At 66.8% G+C, this 20164-nt stretch carries 19 protein-coding genes; 8 read left to right on the top strand and 11 right to left on the bottom strand.

Annotation, left to right across the window (positions count from 1 at the left end; all coding sequences use genetic code 11):
• The first annotated feature begins 18 nt into the window (after positions 1-18).
• Complete coding sequence (locus C265_RS27150; protein WP_011617180.1) at positions 19-336, top strand: hypothetical protein; 318 nt, start codon at positions 19-21, stop codon at positions 334-336.
• Positions 337-367: 31 nt separating this feature from the next.
• Here the strand turns inward: C265_RS27150 and C265_RS27145 are convergent, their stop codons facing one another.
• The 9 genes from C265_RS27145 to paaA form a co-directional block, all read right to left on the bottom strand.
• Positions 368-2032, bottom strand: coding sequence for a cation acetate symporter (locus tag C265_RS27145; protein ID WP_010809328.1), 1665 nt, complete (start codon positions 2030-2032; stop codon positions 368-370).
• Positions 2029-2337 (bottom strand): DUF485 domain-containing protein, encoded by a 309-nt coding sequence (locus tag C265_RS27140; RefSeq protein WP_010809327.1) that lies wholly within the window; start codon positions 2335-2337, stop codon positions 2029-2031. The genes C265_RS27145 and C265_RS27140 overlap by 4 nt, the downstream gene beginning before the upstream one ends.
• A gap of 155 nt (positions 2338-2492) precedes the next feature.
• Positions 2493-3842: a phenylacetate--CoA ligase PaaK gene (gene paaK / locus C265_RS27135; RefSeq protein ID WP_010809326.1), complete on the bottom strand. Its 1350-nt coding sequence runs from the start codon at positions 3840-3842 to the stop codon at positions 2493-2495.
• 70 nt (positions 3843-3912) lie between these two features.
• Positions 3913-5577 (bottom strand): phenylacetic acid degradation protein PaaN, encoded by a 1665-nt coding sequence (paaN, locus tag C265_RS27130; RefSeq protein ID WP_010809325.1) that lies wholly within the window; start codon positions 5575-5577, stop codon positions 3913-3915.
• A 71-nt stretch (positions 5578-5648) separates the two neighbouring features.
• Positions 5649-6725 (bottom strand): 1,2-phenylacetyl-CoA epoxidase subunit PaaE, encoded by a 1077-nt coding sequence (gene paaE / locus C265_RS27125; RefSeq protein ID WP_010809324.1) that lies wholly within the window; start codon positions 6723-6725, stop codon positions 5649-5651.
• A gap of 19 nt (positions 6726-6744) precedes the next feature.
• A complete protein-coding gene (paaD, locus tag C265_RS27120; RefSeq protein WP_010809323.1) occupies positions 6745-7260 on the bottom strand; it encodes a 1,2-phenylacetyl-CoA epoxidase subunit PaaD in 516 nt (171 codons plus the stop codon).
• A gap of 5 nt (positions 7261-7265) precedes the next feature.
• A complete protein-coding gene (gene paaC, locus C265_RS27115) occupies positions 7266-8021 on the bottom strand; it encodes a 1,2-phenylacetyl-CoA epoxidase subunit PaaC (protein ID WP_010809322.1) in 756 nt (251 codons plus the stop codon).
• A gap of 10 nt (positions 8022-8031) precedes the next feature.
• A complete protein-coding gene (gene paaB / locus C265_RS27110; protein WP_010809321.1) occupies positions 8032-8313 on the bottom strand; it encodes a 1,2-phenylacetyl-CoA epoxidase subunit PaaB in 282 nt (93 codons plus the stop codon).
• Between the two features lie 54 nt (positions 8314-8367).
• Positions 8368-9354, bottom strand: coding sequence for a 1,2-phenylacetyl-CoA epoxidase subunit PaaA (paaA, locus tag C265_RS27105; protein ID WP_010809320.1), 987 nt, complete (start codon positions 9352-9354; stop codon positions 8368-8370).
• A gap of 131 nt (positions 9355-9485) precedes the next feature.
• Here paaA and paaX point away from each other — a divergent pair, with 131 nt between their 5' ends.
• A complete protein-coding gene (paaX, locus tag C265_RS27100) occupies positions 9486-10424 on the top strand; it encodes a phenylacetic acid degradation operon negative regulatory protein PaaX (protein ID WP_037025427.1) in 939 nt (312 codons plus the stop codon).
• A 42-nt stretch (positions 10425-10466) separates the two neighbouring features.
• Here the strand turns inward: paaX and C265_RS27095 are convergent, their stop codons facing one another.
• The gene (locus tag C265_RS27095; RefSeq protein WP_010809318.1) at positions 10467-11483 is read right to left on the bottom strand and encodes a 1-aminocyclopropane-1-carboxylate deaminase; all 1017 of its coding nucleotides are present in this window, start codon (positions 11481-11483) and stop codon (positions 10467-10469) included.
• A 192-nt stretch (positions 11484-11675) separates the two neighbouring features.
• On the opposite strand from C265_RS27095, the gene C265_RS27090 reads away from it, so the two are divergent.
• Entirely contained in the window at positions 11676-12191 is a 516-nt protein-coding gene (locus C265_RS27090; protein WP_081050152.1) for an Lrp/AsnC family transcriptional regulator, read from the top strand.
• Positions 12192-12340: 149 nt separating this feature from the next.
• Here the strand turns inward: C265_RS27090 and C265_RS27085 are convergent, their stop codons facing one another.
• Positions 12341-13507 carry an acyl-CoA dehydrogenase family protein gene (locus tag C265_RS27085; RefSeq protein WP_010809316.1) on the bottom strand — a complete coding sequence of 389 codons (1167 nt, stop codon included), beginning with the start codon at positions 13505-13507 and terminating at the stop codon, positions 12341-12343.
• 255 nt (positions 13508-13762) lie between these two features.
• On the opposite strand from C265_RS27085, the gene C265_RS27080 reads away from it, so the two are divergent.
• The 5 genes from C265_RS27080 to C265_RS27060 all read left to right on the top strand — a co-directional run bounded on the left by C265_RS27080 (position 13763) and on the right by C265_RS27060 (position 20027).
• Positions 13763-15067 carry an acetyl-CoA hydrolase/transferase family protein gene (locus C265_RS27080; protein ID WP_037025424.1) on the top strand — a complete coding sequence of 435 codons (1305 nt, stop codon included), beginning with the start codon at positions 13763-13765 and terminating at the stop codon, positions 15065-15067.
• A 41-nt stretch (positions 15068-15108) separates the two neighbouring features.
• Entirely contained in the window at positions 15109-16317 is a 1209-nt protein-coding gene (locus tag C265_RS27075; RefSeq protein ID WP_010809314.1) for an acetyl-CoA C-acetyltransferase, read from the top strand.
• A 119-nt stretch (positions 16318-16436) separates the two neighbouring features.
• Positions 16437-17423, top strand: a complete 987-nt coding sequence (locus tag C265_RS27070) for a tripartite tricarboxylate transporter substrate binding protein (protein WP_010809313.1) — start codon at positions 16437-16439, stop codon at positions 17421-17423.
• A 51-nt stretch (positions 17424-17474) separates the two neighbouring features.
• Positions 17475-18632, top strand: a complete 1158-nt coding sequence (locus C265_RS27065) for an acyl-CoA dehydrogenase family protein (protein ID WP_010809312.1) — start codon at positions 17475-17477, stop codon at positions 18630-18632.
• 96 nt (positions 18633-18728) lie between these two features.
• Positions 18729-20027: a CaiB/BaiF CoA-transferase family protein gene (locus C265_RS27060; RefSeq protein ID WP_011617190.1), complete on the top strand. Its 1299-nt coding sequence runs from the start codon at positions 18729-18731 to the stop codon at positions 20025-20027.
• Positions 20028-20164: the final 137 nt, after the last annotated feature.

Below are 20164 nucleotides of genomic sequence, written 5' to 3'. Positions count from 1 at the left end.
CATAGCAGGAGTTGGCAAATGGAGAAGAAGCCCCCACCTGATGAAAACACGGACCTCCCACGCCGAGGGCACGGCTCCGCTGCGCGAGCGGCGAAGACTCCGCCGCCTCAGCAGAGCATGCCCGGGCATCTTATCGAGCTGAGGCCGGGCTTCTTTCTCAACCCCGACCACATTATCAGCGTGCGGGTTTTGCCGGAGGAGGAAGGCGACGTCTATGCAGTCCTGCACCTGTCGAATGGCGACAAGCAGAACCTTACCCGCGGCGAGTTCACCGCCATTACCGGGGAAGAGCCGCGCCCGCCGGCGCGGCTGCCGCAGAAACCACTGACCGAATAGCGTTGCTGCTACGCGGCCCTGCCCCCCCGGATCAATGCTGGCTCGCCCCGGCAGCCCCGATCCCGGTCATCGCACGCACGAACTGCGCACCATAGCGCTGGCGCTCGGTGCTGGCCTGGGTGGAGCGGTCCAGCACCGACGCCAGCCAGGCGCTGGCGAAGGCCAGCGTCATCGAGAACAGCGCCGGGTTGGCATACGGGAAGATCGCCTTGTCATGATGCAGGATGCCCACCCAGACCGTCGGGCCCAGCACCAGCAGCGCCACCGCTGACACCAGCCCGGCCAGGCTGCCGGCCACGGCGCCGCGCGTGGTCAGGCCTTTCCAGAACATCGACAGGAACAGCACCGGGAAGTTGACCGAGGCCGCGATCGCCAGCACCAGGCCGGACAGGAAGGCGATGTTCTGCTTCTCGAACATCACGCCCAGCACCATGGCCAGCACGCCGATCACCAGGGTGGCCGCCTTGGACACCCGGATCTCGTCCTTCTCGTTGGCCTGCCCGCGGCGGAACACGTTGGCGTACAGGTCATGCGAGACCGCGGAAGCGCCCGACAGGGCCAGGCCCGCCACCACCGCGAGGATGGTCGCGAACGCCACCGCCGAGATAAAGCCCAGGAAGAGATCGCCGCCGATCGCGTGCGACAGGTGCACCGCCACCATATTGCTGCCGCCGATGATCTTGCCGGCCGCGTCGCGGTAGGCCGGATCCGCGCCCACCATCACGATCGCACCGAAGCCCACCACCAGGATCAGCACGTAGAAGTAGCCGATGAAGCCGGTGGCGTAGAGCACGGACTTGCGCGCCTCGCGGGCGTCTGCCACCGTGAAGAAGCGCATCAGGATGTGCGGCAGGCCCGCGGTGCCGAACATCATGCCCACCCCCAGCGAGATCGCATCGATGGGATTGGACACCAGCCCGCCCGGAGACAGGATCGCTAGCCCCTTGTCATGCACCTTCGCCGCGCCGGCGAACATGGCTTCCGGGCTGAAGCCGAAGTACGCCAGCACCATCACCGCCATGAAGGTCACGCCGCCCAGCAGCAGCGCGGCCTTGATGATCTGCACCCAGGTGGTGGCCAGCATGCCGCCGAACATCACATACAGCACCATCAACAGGCCGACGATCACCACGGCGGACTCATAGCTGGTGCCGAACAGCAGCTCGATCAGCTTGCCGGCGCCGACCATCTGCGCCACCAGGTACATGATCACCACCGTCAGCGTGCCGCAGGCGGCGGTGATCCGCACCGGCTTCTGCGCCAGCCGGTATGACACCACGTCGGCAAAGGTATAGCGGCCAAGGTTGCGCAGCCGTTCGGCGACGATGAACAGGATGATCGGCCAGCCCGCCACCACGCCCAGCGCGTAGATCAGTCCGTCATAGCCCTTGTCGAACATCATCGCGGAGATGCCGAGGAAGGAGGCAGCCGAGACCATGTCGCCGGCGATGGCCAGGCCGTTCTGGAAGCCGCTCAGCCCGCCTCCGGCGGCATAGAAGTCGGATGCCGAGCGCGTGCGGCGCGCGGCCCATCGGGTAATGCCGAGCGTGAACAGCACGAACAGCAGGAACATCACGATGGCGCTCCAGTTCAGCGGCCGCGGCGCGGCATCGCCCTGGATGGCGGGGGCCGCCGCGGCGGCCATGCTGGCAAGCCCGAGCAGGGCCGCGCACAGGTAACGGTTGGCGGGTTTCATGCCCGGCACTCCTTGCGCACGCGTTCGTTGAGCGGATCCAGGTCGCGGTTGGCCCGGTACACGTAGATCCCGGTCAGCAGCACGGCCGAGACGATCACCGCCACGCCGACGGGAATGCCCACCGTCATCACACCCGCGCCGAGCGGTGTGCCGAGCGTGGCCGGCGAGAACGCCAGCAGCAGGATAAAGCCGAAGTAGATCGCCAGCATGACCAGCGTCAGCGACCAGCCCAGGCGGGTCCGCCCGTTGGTCAGCCGGATGAAATCGGGGTGGTTCTGGATGGTTTCCAGTTGTCGCGCGTCCATGGTGGTCTCCTTTGGCGCAGGGGGCACGGCGCCTCTGGGTGGGCGCCATCGTTGAGTGGTTCGTTGAGACTTGAACTCTTGCGGCGGTGTGCTCCCTCTCCCCGCATGGGGAGAGGGAGCACACATGCAATGGCTTGTCAGTTCATGCGATACGTTCAGATCGCCCCGACCGGCTGCTCGTGCGTGAACTTCGGCCGCATATCGAGCACCCGCCGTGCCTTGCCGACCGTGGTGCGCTCGATGCCGTCCGCATCCACCACCTGCACGCGCGTGGTCACGCCCACGTAGGTCTTGATCTGGTCCTTCAGCTCGCGCTCCAGCATCGCGCGGTCGTCCGCGCAGAGGGGTGCCGAACCTCCGGGCCGCGCTTCGACGCGCACTTCCAGCTTGTCCAGGTGGCCGTCGCGGGTCACCACCAGCTGGTACTGCGGCGCCAGCGCCGGCGTCTTCAGGATCAGCTCCTCGATCTGCGACGGGAACACATTGACGCCGCGGATGATCAGCATGTCGTCCGAACGGCCGGTGATCTTGCCGATGCGGCGCATCGAACGCGAGGTGGGCGGCAGCAGGCGCGTCAGGTCGCGCGTGCGGTATCGGATCACCGGCAGCGCTTCCTTGGTGAGCGACGTGAACACCAGTTCGCCCTCTTCTCCATCCGGCAGCACCTCGCCGGTGACCGGATCGATGATCTCGGCGTAGAAGTGGTCTTCCCAGATCACCGGACCGTCCTTGCTCTCGATGCATTCGCAAGCGACACCCGGCCCCATGACTTCAGACAGGCCGTAGATGTCCACCGCGTCGATACCGGCACGTGCCTCGATTTCGGCGCGCATCGCATCCGTCCACGGCTCGGCGCCGAAGATGCCCACCTTGAGCGAGCTTTCCGACGGATCCATGCCCTGGCGCTCCATCTCCTCGATCAGGTTCAGCATGTATGACGGCGTCACCATGATGATGTTGGGCTCGAACTCGCGGATCAGCTGCACCTGTTTCTCGGTCTGCCCGCCGGACATGGGGATCACCGTGCAGCCGGCCTTCTCGGCGCCATAGTGGGCACCCAGGCCGCCCGTGAACAGGCCGTAGCCATAGCTGACATGGACCAGGTCGCCGGCGCGGCCGCCGGCGGCGCGGATCGAGCGCGCCACCACGCTGGCCCAGGTATCGATATCCTTCGCGGTATAGCCGACCACGGTCGGCTTGCCCGTGGTGCCGCTCGACGCATGCACGCGCGCCACCTTCTCGCGCGGCACCGCGAACATGCCGAAGGGATAGTTGTCGCGCAGGTCCTGCTTGGTCAGGAACGGGAACTTCGACAGATCCGACAGCGACTGCAGGTCGTCCGGATGCACCCCGGCCGCATGGAAGGCCTTGCGGTAATGCGGCACGTTGTCGTAGGCATGGCGCACGCTCCATTTCAGCCGTTCCAGCTGCAGCGCCTGCAGTTCGTCGCGGCTGGCGCGCTCGATCGGCTCCAGCTCGTTGGGGTTGGGGATGCGTTGAACCATTGTCTACTCCATCATCGTTATGATTGCGCCGCATTTCTATTGGGGGCCGGCGCCGGGTACTGCGACTGCATCAGATATGGGAACGGCTCTGTACCACGCGGAAGCGGTTGGCGACGAAAGCCGCATCCGACAGCGAGGCATTGGCTGCCGGGTTGGCGCCGGTGGCGTGGAAGTCGCTGAACGCGGCCGACTGGTTGACGAACACGCCCCCGGTCAGGTTCAGCGACAGGGCCACGCCCGCGTCCTCGGCGGCTTCGCGGATGCCCTCGGCCATGCCGGCATCGGTGGTGTAGGCCGACAACGTCAGTGCGCCATGTTCCTTCGCGCCGCGGTGCGCCAGCGCGATGCTGTGCGCGGTGTTGTCGGTGGCGACGATGAACGAGATCGGGCCGAACAATTCCTGCATGATCTTGTCCTCGTCGCTGGCGTCCACCTTGAGCACCAGCGGCGTGCGGATGCGCGCGCCGGGGAACTCCGGGTGTTCCAGCACGCGGCTGTCGGCGACGATCTCGCCCAGTGCGCGCGACGATTCGATGCGCTGAACCACCCCGTCGTTCTGGATCGCGCCGAGCAGCTCCACCGCCTTGGCCGCATCGCTGGTGAGCCTGACCACGCCCTCCCCGATCGCCGCGGCCACCTGGTCGAAGCTGAGGTGCCCTTCCGGCGTGTCGATGCCGCCCTTCGGCACATAGATGTTCTGCGGTGCCGTGCACATCTGGCCCGAGTACAGCGCCAGCGAGAACGCGATATTGCGCACCATGCCCTTGAAGTCGCTGGTGGAGTGGATCACGATCTGGTTGACGCCGGCCTTCTCGGTATAGACCTGGGCCTGGTGCGCGTTGCGCTCCAGCCAGTTGCCATTGGCGCTGCTGCCGGTGAAGTCGATCAGGCGCACTTCCGGGCGCAGCGCCAGCGTGGACGCCATGCGCTCGGTCGGGTCGTTGGCCACCAGCGTGACCAGGTTGGGGTCGAAGCCGGCTTCCTGCAGCACCTCGCGCGCCACCTCGACGGTGATCGCCAGCGGCAGGATCGCGCCCGGGTGCGGCTTGACCACCACCGCGTTGCCGGTCGCCAGGCTGGCGAACAGGCCGGGATAGCCGTTCCAGGTCGGGAAGGTGCAGCAGCCGATCACCAGGCCCACGCCGCGCGGCACCACGCTGTAGCGCTTCTCCATGCGCAGCGGCTCGTTCTTGCCCTGCGGCTTCTCCCAGATGGCCTGCTTCGGAATGCGGCGCATCTCGTCCCAGGCGTAGGCCACCGCTTCCAGCCCGCGGTCCTGCGCGTGCGGGCCGCCGGCCTGGAAGGCCATCATGAAGGCCTGGCCGGTGGTGTGCATTACCGCGTAGGCAATCTCGAAGCTGCGGCGGTTCAGGCGCTGCAGGATTTCCAGCGACACGCCGACCCAGGCTTCCGGCCCGGCCTTGCGCCAGGCCGGCATGCCTTCGGCCATGCCGGCAAAGAGCTGGTCGAGGTCGGGCTTCGGATAGGTGATGCCCAGTTCCGCGCCGTAGGGCGAGACTTCCTTGCCGGCCTGGCCGACGGTGCCCGGCTGCGACAGCGCGAACGGGCGGTTCAGGCGGGCCTCGAAGGCAGCCTTGCCGTCGGCGTTGGCGGTTTCGCCGTAGACCCTGGGGCTCGGCATTTCGCTGAACGGGCTCCAGTAGCCGCGCTCGGCAATGGCTTGGGTGGCTTGTTCCAGCAGCGCCTGGTGGCGTTCAAAAAACGGATGGGACACGGCTTGCTCCGGGGGCAGAATGGTTTGCGTATGGTTCGGGATGGCGGCAAGGGATTGCCGCGGGAAGCGCTTCAGGTTTCCTGGTCGAAGTCGATCACCAGCCTGTCGCTGACGGCGTAGCTCTGGCAGCTGAGGATGAAGCCGCGCGCGACTTCGTAGTCCTCCAGCGCAAAGTTGACGTCCATGTCGACCTCGCCTTCGATGCGCTTGCAGCGGCAGGTCGAGCAGACCCCGCCCTTGCATGAGTAAGGCAGCTCGATGCCTTGCGCCAGCGCGGCATCCAGCACCGTCTCCTTGTTCTTCTCCAGCGTGAAGGAGCGCGTGCGGCCGTCCTGGATCACCGTGACCTCGCACTGCTGCTGCCCCACCTGCTTGTGCGCATGCGCCGCCGGGCGGGCCGCGGGAATGCTGGTGGCAAACAGCTCGCGCTTGATGCGGGCCTTGTCCACGCCGTTGTCGAGCAGCGCCTGCGACACCTCTTCCATCATCGAGTGCGGGCCGCAGATAAAGGCGATGTCGATGTCCTGCGGCTTGACCCAGTGCTTGAGCAAGGCATTGACCTTCTCGCCGTCGATGCGGCCGTTGAACAGGTCGATATCCAGCTGCTCGCGGCTGAGCACGAACACCAGGTTGAAGCGCTGCAGGTAGGTGTCCTTCAGGTCTTCCAGCTCTTCCTTGAACAGCACCGAAGACGAGGCGCGGTTGCCGTAGAACAGCGTGAAGCGGCTCTGGGGCTCGGCCTCCAGCGTAGTCTTGATGATCGACAGCATCGGCGTGATGCCGCTGCCGGCGGCGAAGGCCACGTAGTGCCTCGCCTGCGTGGCAGACAGCGGCACGTGGAAGTGGCCGGATGGCGGCATCACTTCCAGCTTCATGCCGGGCTGCAGTTGTTCGTTGGCCCAGTTGGAGAACAGGCCGCCGTCGACGCGCTTGATCGCGACGCGCAGCTGCGCGTCCTGCACCGCCGAGCAGATCGAGTACGAGCGGCGCACGTCCTCGCCGCCGATGCCGGTGCGCAGCGTCAGGTGCTGGCCCTGGATGTAGCGGTAGGTGTCGGCCAGTTCATCCGGCACGGCAAAGGTCACGGCCACGGCATCGCGGGTTTCGCGGGTGACCGAGGCCACGGTCAGTTCATGGAATTTGCTCATCTCACTACCCCGGTCTGGCTCAGTGCGCCTTGAAGTAATCGAACGGTTCCTTGCAGTCGCTGCAGCGGTACAGGGCCTTGCAGGCGGTCGAGCCGAACTGGCTCACCAGCCGCGTGTGCCGCGAGCCGCAGTGCGGGCACGCCACCACCAGCGCCGGCGCCGCCTTGCGGCTGATGCCGCTGATGTCGATCACCTGCTGGGCCGGCGGCGCAATGCCGTAGCCGCCCAGGCTGGCCTTGCCGCGCGGCGTCATCCAGTCGGTGGTCCAGGCCGGCGCCAGCTGCGTTCGCACGCGCACGCTGGCAATGCCCTGCGCAGCCAGCGTGCGCTCGATCTCCTCCCGGATCACGGTCATGGCCGGGCAGCCGGAGTACGTCGGGGTGATGGTGACGACGCAGGCGTCGTCCTCCCATGCCACGTCGCGCACAATGCCGAGATCCACCACCGAGATCACCGGGATCTCGGGATCGGGCACCGTATCGAGCCAGGTCCAGACCTGCCCGAGCGCCGGGCGTGCGATCGCTTGCGCAGTCATGGCGTTCACCAGCTGGCGCCCGGATAGGCGCGCTGCAGGAACTGCATTTCGGCCAGCAGGTAGCCGAGGTGTTCGGTATGGCGGCCGTGGCGGCCGCCGCTCTGTGACCACGTGCCCGCAGGCAGCTGCAGCGTGGCTTCTTCCAGCACCGCGGCCACGTGGCGCTGCCACGGTTCGGCCAGTGATGCGGGATCCGGCACCAGGCCGGCCTGCACCAGCGCGGCGTCGCCCGCGTCGGACTCGAACAGCTCATCGCTGAACATCCACAGGTCGTTGAAGGCATCCTGCATGCGGCGGTGGCTCTCTTCGCTGCCGTCGCCCAAGCGCACCACCAGGTCGGCGCTACGGCGCACGTGGTAGGTCACTTCCTTGAGCGACTTGGCGGCGATCTCGGCGATGCGGGCATCGGTCGAGCGCTGCAGCCCGTCGAGCAGGAAGTAGTGCCAGGTGTCGAACAGGAACTGCCGCGCCAGCGTATCGGCATAGCTGCCGTTGGGCTGCTCCACCAGCAGCGGGTTGCGGAACTGGTGCGCGTCGCGCAGGTAGGCCATCTGGTCGGCGCTGCGGCCGGCGCCCTCCACTTCCGCGGCGTAGCCCAGCCACAGCCGGGTCTGGCCGATCAGGTCGAGCGCGACATTGGTCAGCGCGATGTCCTCTTCCAGCGCCGGGCCGCGGCCGCACCATTCCGACAGGCGCTGGCCAAGGACCAGCGTGGCGTCGCCGAGGCGCAGCAGGTATTCGAGCTTGTGGTTGTCCATCATGCGGGCCGTATCAGATGTGCTTGACGGCTTCCGGCATCGGGAAGAACGTCGGGTGGCGGTAGACCTTGCTGTTGGCCGGCTCGAACAGCGGGCCCTTGTCGCCGGGGCTGCTGGCGACCACGTCGCCGGCCTTCACCACCCAGACGCTGACGCCCTCGTTGCGGCGCGTATAGACGTCACGCGCGTTGTTGATCGCCATTTCGCCGTCGGGCGCGTGCAGGCTGCCCACGTGCTTGTGGGCCAGGCCGTGCTGGCTGCGGATAAAGATCTCCCAAAGCGGCCACTCTTTCATGGCAACCTCCTGTGTCATTGCGTTGGATGGATGGCGGCGCCGGGCGCCGCGGGGTCACGCGGCGGCGCGCTGGGCCTGCTTGTCGGCGTGGGTCACCAGGGCATCGCGGAACCACGCGCCCTCTTCCCAGGCCTTGACGCGGGTGCGCAGGCGCTCGCGGTTGCAGGGGCCGTTGCCCTGGATGACGTTGTAGAACTCGGACCAGTCGATCTCGCCGAAGTCATAGTGGCCGCGCTCCTCGTTCCACTTCAGTTCGGGATCCGGAATGGCCAGGCCCAGGTACTCTGCCTGCGGCACGGTCTGGTCGACCATCTTCTGGCGCAGCTCGTCATTGGAGAACAGCTTGATGCGCCATTGCATGGATTGCGCGCTGTTGGGCGAATCGCCGTCGGACGGGCCGAACATCATCAGCGCCGGCCACCACCAGCGATTGAGCGCGTCCTGCGCCATCTGCTTCTGCTCGGGGGTGCCGTTGCACAGCGACAGCAGGATGTCGTAGCCCTGGCGCTGGTGGAACGACTCTTCCTTGCACACGCGCACCATGGCGCGCGCATAGGGCCCGAACGAGCAGCGGCACAGCGGCACCTGGTTGATGATGGCCGAGCCGTCGACCAGCCAGCCGATCATGCCGATGTCGGCCCAACTCAGCGTCGGGTAGTTGAAGATGCTGGAATACTTGGCCTTGCCGGTGTGCAGGTCGCCCAGCATCTGGTCGCGCGACACGCCCAGGGTCTCGGCCGCGCTGTAGAGATACAGGCCATGGCCGGCCTCATCCTGGATCTTGGCCAGCAAGACTGCCTTGCGCTCCAGCGTCGGCGCGCGGGTGACCCAGTTGCCTTCCGGCAGCTGGCCCACGATCTCGGAATGGGCATGCTGCGAGATCTGGCGGACCAGGGTCTTGCGATAGGCCTCCGGCATCCAGTCCTTGGCCTCGATCTTGATCCCGGCATCGACGCGCGCCTGGAACTCGCGCTCCTGCGGCTCCATTTCTTCCATGGCGCGAAGCCTCGTCGCTCCTGTCTCCACCAGCTGTGCGTACATCCTTTGCTCCGCTCTTGGTTGCTCTGAATCGGGGTCTTGACCTGCATCAACATCGTCAGTTGCAACGGATGGTAGTGATACAATTTGATTCAATCAATCTGCATTTGTGTATCACTTCAGGGAGCGGGCCGATGGCGACGCCAGGCACAGATCCGGTTTCTCCCCGCGTGGCGCGGCTGGCACGCGGGCTGAAGCTGGGCGCCAATTCCATGCTGGTGACCTTGTTCGGCGATGTGGTGGCGCCGCGGCCGCAGGCCATCTGGCTGGGCAGCCTGATCCGGCTGGCGGCGCCGTTCGGCATCAATGACCGGCTGGTGCGCACCGCCACCTTCCGCCTTACCGCCGACGACTGGCTGGCCGCGACCAGGATGGGGCGGCGCAGCTACTACGGGCTGTCAGACGCCGGTTTGCAGCGTGTACTGCACGCCGGCAAGCGCATCTATGCGGGCGAGGCATCCGAATGGGACGGCCGCTGGACCCTGGTGATGGTGCGCGGTGACGTACGCGCCACGGTCCGGCAGAAGCTGAAGCGGGAATTGCTGTGGGAGGGCTTCGGCGCCATCGCGCCAGGGGTGATGGCCCACCCCCATGCGGACCTCGCCTCGCTGCGCGAAATCCTCCAGGCCGCACGCGCGCAGGACGATGTGGCGGTGATGGAGGCAAGCAGCCTCGAGGCGTTTTCCATCCGGCCGCTGCAGGCGCTGATGCACCAGACCTTCAAGCTCGGCGACGTGGCCGCTGCCTGGCAGGCGCTGCTGCGCCGCTTTACGCCGCTGGCCGAAGAGGCCGCCGGGCTTGCTCCGGCCGATGCCTTCTTTGTGCGGACGCTGCTGGTGCACGAATACCGGCGCGTGCTGCTGCGCGACCCCAACCTGCCCGAAGCGATGCTGCCGCAAGACTGGCCCGGCCGCACCGCGCGCGGCTTGTGCCACACCCTGTACGGGGCGCTGCTAGACGCCAGCGAAGACTACCTGCACCGCGTGGTGGAAGCGGCGGACGGTTCGCTGCACGATGCTGACCGGAGCCTGCGCCTGCGCTTTGGGGCCGGCGCGCAGGCGGGCAACGATTAACCGGGCATCCGGGGAATCCCGGCTGCGCACCTGCGCATGGAATCAGCCGTCCTTGAACAGGAAGCTGTAGGCGTTCAGTGCCGGCACCCCGCCGAGGTGCGCAAAGAGGACTTTCGATCCTTGCGGAAACTCGCCGCGACGGACCATGTCGATCATGCCCTGCATGGACTTGCCCTCATAGACCGGGTCCGTCATCATGCCCTCCAGCCTGGCGCTGAGGCGGATGGCCTCCAGGGTGCCGGCCGAAGGCAGGCCGTATTCGGGTCCGCCATAGCGGGTGTCCAGCACCACGTCCGCTTCAGTGATGTCGCGGCCGAGGCCGACCAGCTCCGCGGTATGGCGGGCGATGCGCAGGATCTGCGCGCGCGTCGGTTCCGGCTTGGCCGATGCATCGATGCCGATGACCCGGTCCGCGCGGCCGTCGGCAGCGAATCCGACCACCATGCCCGCCTGCGTGCTGCCGGTGACCGAGCAGACCACGATGTAGTCGAACCTGAAGCCGAGTCCGGCTTCCTGCTCCCGCACTTCCTCGGCGAAGCCTACGTAGCCGAGACCGCCGAGCGGATGCTCCGAGCAGCCTGCCGGAATCGGGTAGGGCTTGCCGCCCGCCTTGCGCACGCTCTCCATGGCTTCTTCCCAGCTGGGGCGAATACCGATGTCGAAGCCTTCGCTGACCAGGCGCACGTCGGCCCCCATGATGCGCGACATCTGGATGTTGCCCACGCGGTCATAAACCGCGTCGGAGTAGTTGACCCAGTTCTCCTGCACCAGCACGCACTTCAGCCCCAGGTGGGCCGCGATGGCGGCAACCTGGCGCGTGTGGTTCGACTGGATCCCGCCGATCGAGACCAGCGTATCGGCGCCCTGCGCCAGCACGTCTGGAATGACGTATTCGAGCTTGCGCGTCTTGTTGCCGCCAAAGGCGAGCCCGCTGTTGCAGTCGTCGCGCTTGGCATAGAGCTCGACCTTGCCACCCAGGCTTTCGCTCAGCCGCGATAGCGGATGGATCGGCGTCGGGCCGAAGGTCAGGGAATGACGCGGAAATTGCTTCAGGTTCATGACTGGCTCCAGGTTGCGGTTGGCATGCGGGCGCCTTGCAGCCGCAAAGCCCGGCATTCGCACGGACGCCGCGCGACGCCGCATCTGGAATCATCATAAGAAGGCTGGGGCGAAAGGTGCTTGCAAAGATCTGCAACTTCTTGCACGATAAATAGACAGCAAGCACCCAGAAATTCTCTTTATTTCGTAGAAATGGCAACAAGCAGAATAAAATTTCGTTCGAAATCCGAGACCTCCGCACAGCCCGCGCCGGTGCTGGATCGCACGGACAAGGCCATCCTGCGCGCCTTGCAGCGCGATGCGTCCATCTCCAACCTGGCCCTGGCGGGCAAGGTCAGCCTCAGCCCGCCCGCATGCCTGCGCCGCGTGGAACGCCTGAAAGCGGATGGCCTGATCCGCGGCGTCGTGGCGCTGCTGAACCCGGCTCCCCTGGACGCGGGGATGCTGGTCATCATCGGGGTCGTGCTGGACCGGTCCACGCCCGAGTCCTTCGCCGCCTTTGAGAAAGCGGCGCAGAAGGTATCAGGCTGTATGGAATGCCATGAAGTCACCGGCGAGTTCGACTACATCATGATGCTCAGGACCAAGGACAGCGAGAGCTTCAACCGCCTCCACGCGGAGCAGTTGCTCTACCTGCCGGGCGTGCGGCAGATTCGCTCGTTCATGGTGCTCAAGCAGGTGCTGTCGACGACGCAGTTTCCGATTTGAGGATCGGGCTGGATCCGGCTGCGCGGGCGAAGAGAGGAGACAGGGAGGGGAATTCGGGGCCTGGGCGAAGCAGGAACCCCGGCGCCGTTGCTGCCGGGGTTCCATCTGGCCAGCCCCTTGATTGTTGGGGCTGGCGCGCCGTCCATCGCTCAGAATGAGCGCGGCAGGCCCAGGACGTGTTCGGCGACGAAAGAGTAGATCAGGTTGGTGGAGATCGGTGCCACCTGGTACAGCCGCGTTTCCCGGAACTTGCGCTCCACGTCGTATTCGCAGGCAAAGCCGAAACCACCGTGGAACTGCAGGCAGGCGTTGCCGGCTTCCCAGCTCGCCTTGGCGGCCAGGTACTTGGCCATGTTGGCCTGGGCCCCCATGGGCTCGTGCTTGTCAAACAGCTCACAGGCTTTCCAGCGCATCAGGTTCGCCGCTTCCAGTTCGATAAAGGACTCGGCGATCGGGAACTGCACGCCCTGGTTCTGGCCGATGGGGCGGCCGAAGACCTCGCGTTCCCTGACGTACTTGGTCACGCGGTCGATGAACCAATAGCCGTCGCCGATGCACTCGGCCGCGATCAGCGTGCGCTCGGCGTTCAGGCCATCGAGGATGTACTTGAAGCCCTTGCCCTCTTCACCGATCAGGTTTTCCTCGGGGATTTCCAGGTCCTCGAAAAACAGTTCATTGGTCTCGTGGTTGACCATGTTGGGGATGGGGCGCACGGTCAGGCCCTTCTTCTGCGCCTCGTGCAGGTCCACCATGAAGATGGACATCCCCTCGCTCTTCTTCTTCACGTCGGCCAGCGGCGTGGTGCGCGCCAGCAGGATCATGAAGTCGCTGTGCTGGACGCGGCTGATCCAGACCTTCTGGCCGTTGACGACGTAGCGTCCGTCCTTCTTGACCGCCGAGGTCTTGATCTTGGTGGTGTCAGTGCCGGTGGTGGGCTCGGTCACGCCCATGGACTGCAGGCGCCATTCCCCCGAGGCAATCTTCGGCAGGTACTTGTCCTTCTGTGCCCTGGAGCCGTGCCGCAGCAACGTGCCCATGTTGTACATCTGGCCGTGGCAGGCGCCGGAGTTGCCGCCGCAGCGGTTGATCTCTTCCATGATGACCGAGGCTTCGGTCAGACCCAGGCCGGAACCACCGTACTCCTGCGGAATCAGCGCCGCCAGCCAGCCCGCCGCGGTCAGCGCATTGACAAAGGCCTCGGGATAGGCGCGCTGCTCGTCCACCTTGCGGAAGTACTCATCGGGAAACTCCGCGCAAAGCGCGCGGATGGCGTCGCGGATTTCTTGGAAGTTGTTCGATTGGGTCTGTTCGATCATGGCGCTTGGCTTGCGTTCGGTCTCTGGCGGACGGCCGCCTCCTTGTGATAACCGCAATAGTCGCGGCGTTCGGCCGGTTGGACAATCAGCCTTTCCGAAAGCGCGCCTTCCACCGGGGTTAAGTCCTGGCGACGGTTAAGGCCTTTCGCTTTCGCCAAAGTCCGCCATTGGCATTGTCAAATAGCGCAAACCACGCTTTGGGAACATGCTCCGGGCTATCCGGCGCATGCGCCGACTGACCGCTGCCCCGTGGACATGCACACCCTCGCCTCCCGCCTGCAAGCCCTGATCCGCCCCGGAGACCATATCTGGTGGGGGCAAGCCACCGCCGAGCCGCTGACGCTGACGCGCGCACTGGTGGAGCACCGCCACGCCATCGCCCAGGGCGGACGGCTCAGTGTCTTTGTCGGCATCGGGCAGTCAGACACGCTGCAGCCGGCCCAGGCGGATGTGCTCGACTTCTTCGGCTACGCCGCCAGCGGCCCGCACCGGCAACTGGCCAGGGCCGGCGTGCTGGACATCGTGCCCAGCCACTATTCGCACCTGCCCGGGCTGATCCGCCAGGGCACGCTGCGGGCGGACGTGGCGCTGGTGCAGGTCTCGCCCGCCGACGAGCAGGGGCGCCACAGCCTGGGGCTGGTGCATGAATACCTCCCCGCGGCGCTCGACCGCGCCCGCGTCATCATCGCCGAGGTGAACCCTGAGGTGCCGTGGACCCACGGCAGCCGCTACCTGAGCGCGGACGATATCGACCTGCAGGTCGAAGCGCTGCACCCGCCGATCAGCCTTGACCGCAGCGCGCCCGGCCCGGCCGAACAGGCTATCGCTCGCCACATCGCCGGCTGGGTGGAGGATGGCGCCACCCTGCAGATGGGCATCGGCAACCTGCCAGAGGCCGTGGTCGCTGCGCTGAATGGCCACCGCGACCTGGGGCTGCACAGCGGCGCGATCGGCGACGGCATTGCGGCGCTGGCCGAAGCCGGGGTGCTGACCAACGCACGCAAGAGCATCGATACGGGCGTGGGAATCGCCGGCATCCTGATGGGCAGCGAACGGCTGCGGCGCTGGGCCCACCGCAATCCGCAGCTGCAGCTGCGCGAGACCGCCTATACCCATCACCCCGAGGTGCTGGCCAGCGTCGACAAGCTGACCGCCATCAACTCCGCCATCGAGGTCGACCTCACCGGCCAGGTGAACGCCGAAGTTGCCGCCGGCGTCTATGTCGGCGCCGTCGGCGGTGCCGTGGACTTCCTGCGCGGCGCCGCGCGCAGCCGCGGCGGCCTGCCCATCGTCGCGCTGCCAGCAACCGCCAAGGGCGCGAGCCGCATCGTGGCCCAGTTGTCCGGCCCGGTCAGCACGCCCCGCTCGGACGCGGGCCTGATCGTCACCGAACACGGCGTGGCCGACCTGCGCGGCCAGACGCTGTCGCAGCGCGTGCGCCGCATGCTGGACATTGCCGCACCCGAACACCGCGCGGACCTGGAACGCCAGGCCCACGCCCTGCTGCGTCAGTGCGGCGCGGCCTTCGTGGCCCTTCCCGGGCACACGCTGGCCAACTGACTTACTTGTTCATCCCAACACAGAGTTCCAAGGAGACTTCCATGCGCAGAGCTGCAATCGTCACTCCCCTCCGCACGCCCGTCGGCACCTTCGGCGGCAGCTTGCGCCCGGTGCCTGTGGAGGAACTGGCCGCCACCGCCGTGCGCGCCGTGGTGGAACGCAGCGGCATCGATCCCGCGCGTATCGACGACGTGGTCTTTGCCCAGTCCTACGCCAACAGCGAAGTGCCCTGCGTCGGCCGCTGGGCCGCGCTGCAGGCCGGCCTGCCGGTCGAGGTGCCGGGCATGCAGCTGGACCGCCGCTGCGGCGGCGGCCTGCAGGCCATCGTCACGGCCTCGATGATGGTGCAAAGCGGCGCCGCCGACGTGGTGATCGCGGGCGGCGTCGAGAGCATGAGCAATATCGAGTACTACACCACCGACATGCGCTGGGGCGCGCGCTCGGGCAATGTGCGCTTCTTCGACCGCCTCGACCGTGGCCGTGAACGCTCCCAGCCGGTCGAGCGCTTCGGCAAGATCTCCGGGATGATCGAGACCGCCGAGAACCTGGCGCGCGACTACGGCATCAGCCGCGAGGCGGCCGATGTCTTCGCCGCCCGCAGCCACGCACGCGCCGCGGCAGCCTGGGAGGCCGGCCGCTTCGATGCCGAGGTCGTGCCCGTGCAGGTGCCCCAGCGCAAGGGCGATCCGGTGCGGTTCGCGCGCGACGAAGGTTTCCGCCCGGAAACCACGCGTGAAAGCCTGGGCAAGCTGCGCACGCTGATGCCGAACGGTACCGTCACCGCTGGCAACGCCAGCCAGCAGAATGACGCGTCGGCCGCCTGCCTGATCGTGGCCGAAGACAAGCTGGCCGAACTGGGCCTGACCCCCATGGCCTCGCTGGTGGGCTGGGCGGCGGCCGGCTGCGAGCCCTCGCACATGGGCATCGGCCCGGTGCCCGCGGTGAAGAAGCTGCTGGCGCGCCTGAACCTGACGCTGGACCAGATGGACCTGGTCGAGCTGAACGAAGCCTTCGCCTGCCAGGTGCTGGCCGTGCTCAAGGGCTGGGAATGGCATGACCAGGATGCGATCGAGCAGAAGCTGAACGTGAACGGCTCGGGCATCTCGCTGGGCCATCCGATCGGCGCCACCGGCGTGCGCATCCTGGCCACGCTGCTGCATGAACTGCAGCGCCGTGGCGGCCGCTATGGCCTGGAAACCATGTGCATCGGCGGCGGCCAGGGTATTGCCGCGGTCTTCGAACGCTACTGAGAAAACCCACTCCATTCACCGTACAGCCCCCGTGCGCGACGGCGGGGGCTGAGCCTGCCTTTTGCCTTTTGCTTTTCGGCTTTTGCCATCGGCTCTTTGCTTTACGTAGGAGAAGTATCTTGATTTCCACCTCACGCCGCCACGCCATGCTGGCCGCCCTGGCTCTGTGCGGCGCAACCCTGGCTACTCCCCCTGCCTCGGCACAGCCCAACGGCCAGCCGGTGCGCCTCGTGGTCGGCTACGCGGCCGGCGGCCCCGCCGACCAGGCCGCGCGCCTGTTTGCGGTGGCGTTGGGCAAGGCGCTCAACGCCAACGTCATCGTCGACAACAAGCCCGGCGCCAATGCCACGCTGGCCGGCTATGAAGTGGTCCGCGCCAGGCCCGACGGCGCCACGCTGTGGTTCGCCGCCAGCGCGGCGCTGACGGTCGCGCCCAACATCATGAAGAGCCTGCCGTACGACCCGGCCAAGGACCTCGCCCCGGTGGCACCGGTGGCGCGCTACTACAACATGCTGGTGGCCAACGTCAAGGAGCCGTTCAAGGGCACCCAGGGCCTGGTTGCCTACGCCAGGGCGCATCCCGGCAAGCTCAGCTACGGCTCCTCGGGCGTCGGCAGCTCCAACCACGTCGCCATGGCCCTGTTCGCCCGGCAGGCGCAGGTCCAGCTGAACCATATTCCCTACAAGGGCAATGCCCCGGCCATGACCGACACCATCGGCGGCCAGATCGACGTGATGTTCGATATCATCAGCACCGCCAGCGGCTATGTGCAGAGCGGCAAGGTCAAGCCCATCGCCGTGGGCTCGCCCAAGCGCAGCGCATCGCTGCCCGGCGTGCCCACCTTCCGCGAATCCGGGATTGCCGGCCTCAAGGACTACGAAGCCGGCGGCTGGTACGCCATCTACGCCCCCAAGGGCGTAACCCCCGAGCAGACCCAGAAGCTGGCCGCAGCAGTGCGGCAGGCCGTGGAAGACGTTGAGCTCAGGAAGCGCTATGCCGAACTGGGCTACGAACAGTGGAGCGGCACCACGCAGGATGTCGTGAACACCGCCGCGCGCGAGCGCACGCAGTGGGCCAGCGTGCTCAAGGGCGTGACGCTGGACTGATGGTCCCGCCCCCTCGAACCGACACCGACCCGACACCCAGGAAGAACCGACATGATCCGCGATAACGACATCCTCGAAGCCCTGCTCGACAGCGTGCGCCGCTTTGTGCGCGAGCGCCTGGTGCCCGCCGAGGCGCTGGTCGCCGAGACCGACGAAATCCCGCAGGATATCGTGCAGGACATGCGCGAGATGGGCCTGTTCGGCATGACCATCCCCGAGCGCTTTGGCGGCCTGGAGCTGACCATGGAGGAGGAAGTGCGCGTGGTCATGGAGCTGTGCCAGACCTCGCCGGCCTTCCGCTCGCTGCTGGGCACCACCGTGGGCATCGGCTCGCAGGGCATCCTGATGGATGGCACGCCGGAGCAGCAGGCCGCGTGGCTGCCCCGCCTGGCCACCGGCGAGATCCTGGCCTCCTTTGCCCTGACCGAACCGGATGCCGGCTCGGACGCCGGTTCGCTGCGCACCACCGCGGTCAGGAATGGCAACCACTACGTGGTCAACGGCACCAAGCGCTTTATCACCAACGCGCCGCAGGCCGGCATGTTCACGCTGATGGCGCGTACCAACCCTGAAATCAAGGGCTCGGCCGGCGTCTCGGCATTTATCGTCGATGCCAGGACGCCCGGCATCAGCTTCGGCAAGCGCGACGTGAAGATGGGGCAGAAAGGCGCGCATACCTGCGACGTGATCTTCGACAACGTGCGCGTACCGGCCGAGAACCTGATCGGCCTGAAGGAAGGCCAGGGCTTCAAGACGGCGATGAAGGTGCTCGACAAGGGCCGGCTGCACATTGCGGCGGTCAGCGTCGGGGTGGCCAGGCGCGTGCTGCGCGACGCGCTGAACTACGCACTGGAGCGCCAGCAGTTCGGCCAGCCGATCTGCGAGTTCCAGCTGATCCAGGCCATGCTGGCCGACAGCCAGGCCGAGCTTTATGCCGCCGAATGCATGGTGATCGACGCCGCGCGCCGCCGCGACGAAGGCAGGAACGTCTCCACCGAAGCCTCGTGCTGCAAGATGTTCGCCACCGAGATGGTGGGCCGCGTGGCGGACCGCGCGGTACAGATTCTCGGCGGTTCCGGCTATATTTCCGAGTTCGGCATCGAGCGCTTCTACCGCGATGTGCGCCTGTTCCGCCTGTATGAGGGCACCACGCAGATCCAGCAGGTCATCATCGCGCGCAACATGATCCGTGAGGCCCGCGGCGCGTAAGCACCGCGCCCCGCGCCAATACGCCTGAACCATGCCCGCGCGCAACGCTGCCCGTCCCCAGGACGGGCAGCCTGCCTTGAGACCGCCTGACCTGACATGACAGATTCCACCGCTACGCCGGCCGCTGGCCTTCCTCCCCCCTCCGCCCGCACCGGCGCCCTGAGTCACCTGCGCGTGCTCGATCTCTCGCGCGTGCTGGCCGGACCGTGGTCAACCCAGAACCTGGCGGACATGGGCGCCGACGTGATCAAGATCGAAAAACCCGGCGAAGGCGACGATACGCGCCACTGGGGGCCCCCTTTCCTCGCCGACGAGGCCGGCGCGCCGACCCGGCAGGCTTGCTATTTCACCGCCGCCAACCGCAACAAGCGCTCGGTCACCGTGGACATGGCCACGCCCGAGGGACAGGAGCTGATCCGCGAGCTGGCCCGGCAGAGCGATGTGGTGGTGGAGAATTTCAAGACCGGCGGCCTCAAGCGCTACGGGCTGGACTATGACAGCCTGAGCGCGCTCAACCCGCGCCTGATCTATTGCTCGGTCACGGGGTTTGGCCACACCGGACCCTACGCGGCGCGGCCCGGCTACGACCTGCTGATCCAGGCCATGAGCGGCCTGATGAGCATCACCGGCCACGCCGACGGCGAGCCCGGCGGCGGCCCGATGAAGGTAGGCGTGGCCGTGATCGACCTGTTCACCGGCATGTACGCCACCACCGCGATCCTGAGCGCGCTGGAAGCGCGCCACTTCACCGGCCGCGGCCAGCATATCGACATCGCCCTGCTGGATGTGGCGATGGCGGTGCTGGCCAACCAGGGCGCGGGCTTCCTGAACGCCGGCGACGTGCCGCGGCGCCAAGGCAATATCCACCCTAGCGTGGTGCCCTACCAGGACTTCCCGACCGCCGACGGCAATATGCTGCTGGCCATCGGCAACGACGGGCAGTTCGCACGCTTCTGCGACGCCGCGGGCGTGGACTGGGCGCGCGACGAGCGCTATGCCACCAATACCGGCCGCGTCAACAACCGCAAGACGCTGATCGCGATGATGATGGAGCTCACGCGCACCCGGTCCACGGCGCAATGGGTCGCGCTGCTGGAAGCCAATTCCGTGCCTTGCGGCCCCATCAACAATATCGCCCAGGCCCACGCCGACCCCCATGTGCAACACCGTGGCCTGCGCGTCGAGCAAGAGCGCTATCCGGGAGCCCAGCCGCCCGCCGGCGAGCCAGTGAACCACGTGGTCACCACGGCCAGCCCGCTGCGCCTGTCAGAGACGCCCCCGACGCTGCGCTACGCCCCGCCCGCGCTGGGCCAGCACACCGACGAGGTGCTGCGCGACTACCTGAAGCTGAGCCCGCAGCAACTGGAAGCACTGCGCGCCAGGCGCGTGGTGTAAGCGGCCAGGCGGCTTTCGGCAGACAAGAAATCCGCCTTTGCCGATTACCGATTGCACCGTGCAACGGGCGCACATACACTGGCGCCGTTCGGCTGGCCCCCGCCTCGCCGAACGGTTTTTCCAGCACAAGGATTCCC

It is taken from the genome of Cupriavidus sp. GA3-3, assembly GCF_000389805.1.
GTDB classification, from domain to species: domain Bacteria; phylum Pseudomonadota; class Gammaproteobacteria; order Burkholderiales; family Burkholderiaceae; genus Cupriavidus; species Cupriavidus necator_D.
This window is presented reverse-complemented; position numbering and strand designations above follow the sequence as displayed.

What these genes read in the sequence shown, in the direction of transcription:
- paaA (WP_010809320.1), bottom strand. Translation starts at nt 9,354, where the DNA reads ATGTACGCACAGCTGGTGGAGACAGGAGCGACGAGGCTTCGCGCCATG.
- paaD (WP_010809323.1), bottom strand. Translation starts at nt 7,260, where the DNA reads ATGACTGCGCAAGCGATCGCACGCCCGGCGCTCGGGCAGGTCTGGACC.
- C265_RS27090 (WP_081050152.1), top strand. Translation starts at nt 11,676, where the DNA reads ATGGCAACAAGCAGAATAAAATTTCGTTCGAAATCCGAGACCTCCGCA.
- C265_RS27075 (WP_010809314.1), top strand. Translation starts at nt 15,109, where the DNA reads ATGCGCAGAGCTGCAATCGTCACTCCCCTCCGCACGCCCGTCGGCACC.
- paaK (WP_010809326.1), bottom strand. Translation starts at nt 3,842, where the DNA reads ATGGTTCAACGCATCCCCAACCCCAACGAGCTGGAGCCGATCGAGCGC.
- C265_RS27060 (WP_011617190.1), top strand. Translation starts at nt 18,729, where the DNA reads ATGACAGATTCCACCGCTACGCCGGCCGCTGGCCTTCCTCCCCCCTCC.
- C265_RS27095 (WP_010809318.1), bottom strand. Translation starts at nt 11,483, where the DNA reads ATGAACCTGAAGCAATTTCCGCGTCATTCCCTGACCTTCGGCCCGACG.
- paaE (WP_010809324.1), bottom strand. Translation starts at nt 6,725, where the DNA reads ATGAGCAAATTCCATGAACTGACCGTGGCCTCGGTCACCCGCGAAACC.
- C265_RS27065 (WP_010809312.1), top strand. Translation starts at nt 17,475, where the DNA reads ATGATCCGCGATAACGACATCCTCGAAGCCCTGCTCGACAGCGTGCGC.
- C265_RS27150 (WP_011617180.1), top strand. Translation starts at nt 19, where the DNA reads ATGGAGAAGAAGCCCCCACCTGATGAAAACACGGACCTCCCACGCCGA.
- C265_RS27145 (WP_010809328.1), bottom strand. Translation starts at nt 2,032, where the DNA reads ATGAAACCCGCCAACCGTTACCTGTGCGCGGCCCTGCTCGGGCTTGCC.
- C265_RS27140 (WP_010809327.1), bottom strand. Translation starts at nt 2,337, where the DNA reads ATGGACGCGCGACAACTGGAAACCATCCAGAACCACCCCGATTTCATC.
- paaC (WP_010809322.1), bottom strand. Translation starts at nt 8,021, where the DNA reads ATGATGGACAACCACAAGCTCGAATACCTGCTGCGCCTCGGCGACGCC.
- C265_RS27085 (WP_010809316.1), bottom strand. Translation starts at nt 13,507, where the DNA reads ATGATCGAACAGACCCAATCGAACAACTTCCAAGAAATCCGCGACGCC.
- C265_RS27080 (WP_037025424.1), top strand. Translation starts at nt 13,763, where the DNA reads ATGCACACCCTCGCCTCCCGCCTGCAAGCCCTGATCCGCCCCGGAGAC.
- paaB (WP_010809321.1), bottom strand. Translation starts at nt 8,313, where the DNA reads ATGAAAGAGTGGCCGCTTTGGGAGATCTTTATCCGCAGCCAGCACGGC.
- paaX (WP_037025427.1), top strand. Translation starts at nt 9,486, where the DNA reads ATGGCGACGCCAGGCACAGATCCGGTTTCTCCCCGCGTGGCGCGGCTG.